3 protein-coding genes are annotated in these 3,873 nt (G+C 63.8%); all 3 read left to right on the top strand.

The features are described from left to right. The first annotated feature begins 29 nt into the window (after nt 1–29). Nucleotides 30–1,568, top strand: coding sequence for a sugar ABC transporter ATP-binding protein (locus LXM94_RS02695; protein WP_235769606.1), 1,539 nt, complete (start codon nt 30–32; stop codon nt 1,566–1,568). A gap of 39 nt (nt 1,569–1,607) precedes the next feature. Continuing rightward, nucleotides 1,608–2,627: an ABC transporter permease gene (locus tag LXM94_RS02690; RefSeq protein WP_235769605.1), complete on the top strand. Its 1,020-nt coding sequence runs from the start codon at nt 1,608–1,610 to the stop codon at nt 2,625–2,627. A gap of 102 nt (nt 2,628–2,729) precedes the next feature. After that, nucleotides 2,730–3,722, top strand: coding sequence for an inositol 2-dehydrogenase (iolG, locus tag LXM94_RS02685; RefSeq protein WP_235769604.1), 993 nt, complete (start codon nt 2,730–2,732; stop codon nt 3,720–3,722). Nucleotides 3,723–3,873 lie beyond the last annotated feature (151 nt).

Here is a 3,873-nt window from a genome sequence, read left to right as displayed (position 1 = left end):
GTTTCAGGTTGCTCCGGAGGGAGGAGACGATGGTCAGTCCGACCACCATGGCCGCGGTTCGTGCCAGCGGCGCCGTTCCGAATGCCGAATACCTGCTGGCCGCCGAGGGTATCCGCAAGGCGTTTCCCGGTGTCGTCGCACTCGACGACGTCGAATTCAAGCTGAAGCGCGGCACCGTGCATGCGCTGATGGGCGAGAACGGCGCCGGCAAGTCGACGCTCATGAAGATCCTCGCCGGCATCTACACGCCCGACCAGGGCGAAGTGCGCCTGAAGGGCCAGCAGATCCGCCTGCAGTCCCCGCTCGACGCGCTGGAGAACGGCATCGCCATGATCCATCAGGAACTGAACCTGATGCCCTTCATGACGATCGCGGAGAACATCTGGATCCGCCGCGAACCGAAGAACAGGTTCGGCTTCGTCGATCACGGCAAAATGCACCGCATGACGGCAGACCTCTTCAGGCGTCTCAAGATCGCGATCGACCCGGATACGCAGGTGCGCGACCTCTCCGTCGCAAACCGCCAGATGGTCGAGATCGCCAAGGCCGTTTCCTACGAATCCGACGTGCTCATCATGGACGAGCCGACCTCGGCGCTGACCGAGCGCGAGGTCGCCCATCTCTTCGAGATCATCCGCGACCTTAGAAGCCAGGGCATCGGCATCGTCTACATCACTCACAAGATGAGCGAACTCTTCGAGATCGCCGACGAATTCTCGGTGTTCCGGGACGGCAAATATATCGGCACGCACGCCTCCACCGACGTCACCCGCGACGACATCATCCGCATGATGGTCGGCCGCGAGATCACCCAGATGTTCCCGAAGGAAGACGTGCCGATCGGCGACGTCGTGCTCTCGGTCAAGAACCTCAACCTCAAGGGCGTCTTCCACGACGTCTCCTTCGACGTGCGCGCCGGCGAAATCCTCGGTGTCGCCGGTCTCGTCGGTTCAGGGCGGTCGAACGTCGCCGAGACCCTCTTCGGCGTGACGCCGGCGACCAGCGGCACGATCGAGATCAACGGCAAGCAGGTTTCGATCGACTCGCCCAACACGGCGATCCGCAACCGCATGGCGTTCCTCACCGAGGACCGCAAGGATACCGGCTGCCTGCTGATCCTCAACGTGCTGGAGAACATGCAGATCGCCGTTCTTCAGGACAAGTTCGTCAGGAACGGCTTCGTCGGCGAACGCGAGGTGACGAAGGTCTGCGAGGAGATGAGCCGCAAGCTGCGCGTCAAGACGCCGAACCTCAGCGAGCGCATCGAGAACCTGTCGGGCGGCAACCAGCAGAAGGTGCTGATCGGCCGCTGGCTGCTCACCAATCCGCGCATCCTGATCCTCGACGAGCCGACGCGCGGCATCGACGTCGGCGCCAAGGCGGAAATCCACCGCTTCGTCACCGAACTCGCCCGCGACGGCGTCGCCATCATCATGATCTCGTCGGAAATGCCCGAGGTTCTCGGCATGAGCGACCGCATCATGGTGATGCATGAAGGCCGCGTCACCGGCTTCCTCGATCGGGCGGAAGCCACGCAGATCAAGGTCATGGAACTGGCAGCCCAGTAAAGAAGACAGGGCCGGAGACCGGCCGCAAGGGAGGTAATCATGAGCACGAATTCCGCCGCGCAGGCCCAGGTCGCCGCGCAGAAATCGGCCCGCCGGCTGCCGCCGGAACTCAGCATTTTTCTCGTCCTCGTCGGCATCGCGCTGGCTTACGAGATTCTCGGCTGGATCTTCGTCGGCCAGAGCTTCCTGATGAACCCCCAGCGGCTGACCATCATCATCCTGCAGGTCTCGGTCATCGGCATCATCTCCGTCGGGGTGACACAGGTCATCATCACCGGCGGCATCGACCTCTCGTCCGGCTCGGTCGTCGGCATGACGGCGATGTTCTCGGCGAGCCTTGCACAGGCCTCGACCTGGCCACGGGCGCTCTATCCGTCGCTCACCGACATGCCGTTCATCGTGCCGGTCGCCATCGGCGTCGGCATCGGGCTTCTCGCCGGCTTCGTCAACGGGCAGCTCATCGCCCGCACGAAGATCCCGCCCTTCATCGCGACGCTCGGCATGATGGTATCGGCCCGCGGCGTCTCCAAATGGTACACGAAGGGCCAGCCGGTCTCCGGTCTCTCCGACCAGTTCAACTTCATCGGCAGCGGCGTCTGGCCGGTCGTCATCTTCCTCGTCGTCGCCGTCATCTTCCACATCGCGCTCCGCTACACCCGCTACGGCAAGTTCACCTATGCGATCGGCGCCAACGTGCAGGCGGCGCGTGTCTCCGGCATCAATGTGGAAACCCACCTGATCAAGGTCTATGCCATCGCCGGTGCGCTGGCCGGTCTTGCCGGCGTCGTGACGGCAGCGCGTGCGCAGACGGCGCAGGCCGGCATGGGCGTCATGTATGAACTCGACGCCATTGCCGCTGCCGTCATCGGCGGCACGTCGCTCGCCGGCGGCGTCGGGCGAATCACCGGCACGGTCATCGGCACCGTCATCCTCGGCGTCATGACCTCGGGCTTTACCTTCCTGCGCGTCGATGCCTACTACCAGGAGATCGTCAAGGGCATGATCATCGTGGCGGCCGTCGTCATCGACGTCTACCGGCAGAAGAAGCGCAAGACGTGATTAGGCAGTAGGCAGTCGAAATACAGCCTTCGTCAGCGCCGTGCTATTTCCTACTGCCTATCTCCTGCTGCCTATCTCCCACCCATACACAACGAGGACAACATGACTGTCAGATTTGGTCTTCTCGGTGCCGGTCGCATCGGCAAGGTCCACGCCAAGGCGGTGACCGGCAATGCCGACGCCGTGCTGGTCGCCGTCGCCGACGCCTTCCCTGCCGCGGCGGACGCCATCGCAAAACAATACGGCTGCGCCGTCCGCTCCATCGAGGAAATCGAAACGTCGAAGGACATCGACGCCGTCGTGATCTGCACGCCGACGGATACGCATGCCGACCTGATCGAGCGCTTCTCGCGCGCCGGAAAGGCGATCTTCTGCGAAAAGCCGATCGATCTCGACGTCGACCGGGTCAGGGCCTGCATGAAGGTGGTCGAGGAGACCAAAGGCAAGCTCATGGTCGGTTTCAACCGCCGTTTCGACCCGCATTTCATGGCCGTCCGCAAGGCAATCGACGACGGCCGCATCGGCGACGTCGAGATGGTGACGATCACCTCGCGCGATCCCGGCGCCCCGCCGGTCGACTACATCAAGCGGTCCGGCGGCATCTTCCGCGACATGACGATCCACGATTTCGACATGGCGCGCTTCCTGCTCGGCGAAGAGGTGGTTTCCGTCATGGCGACCGCCGCCGTGCTGGTCGATCCGGAGATCGGCAAGGCCGGCGACTATGACAGCGTTTCCGTCATCCTGCAGACGAAGTCCGGCAAACAGGCTGTCATCTCCAACTCGCGCCGCGCCACCTACGGCTACGACCAGCGCATCGAGGTGCACGGCTCCAAGGGCATGGTCTCGGCCGAAAACCAGCGCCCGGTCTCCATCGAAGTCGCCAATGGCGAGGGCTATACCCGCCCGCCGCTGCACGACTTCTTCATGACCCGCTATACCGAAGCCTATGCGAACGAGATCGCGAGCTTCATTGCGGCTGTCGAGAAGGGCGCGGCGATCTCGCCCTCCGGCGCCGATGGCCTGGCGGCACTGGCACTCGCGGACGCCGCTGTCAAATCCGTCGAAGAGAAACGGCAGATCGCGGTCGCCTGATCGCCCGGCTCCTCCCAGAGCGACTGGCCGGGCCTCGTGCCCGGCCTTTTTTCGTTGATCGGACCGGCGACTGCGCCGGATCGCGCATAGGCAAGCGCCTGGCGGATGGTCTCCGGCTGCACGGGCTTCTGCAGGACACCGAGCGCGCCCG

The organism is Rhizobium alarense (assembly GCF_021555155.1).
Lineage (GTDB): Bacteria > Pseudomonadota > Alphaproteobacteria > Rhizobiales > Rhizobiaceae > Rhizobium_D > Rhizobium_D alarense.
The sequence above is the reverse complement of the archived record's forward strand: the minus strand, read 5'-3'. Positions and strand labels throughout refer to the sequence as shown.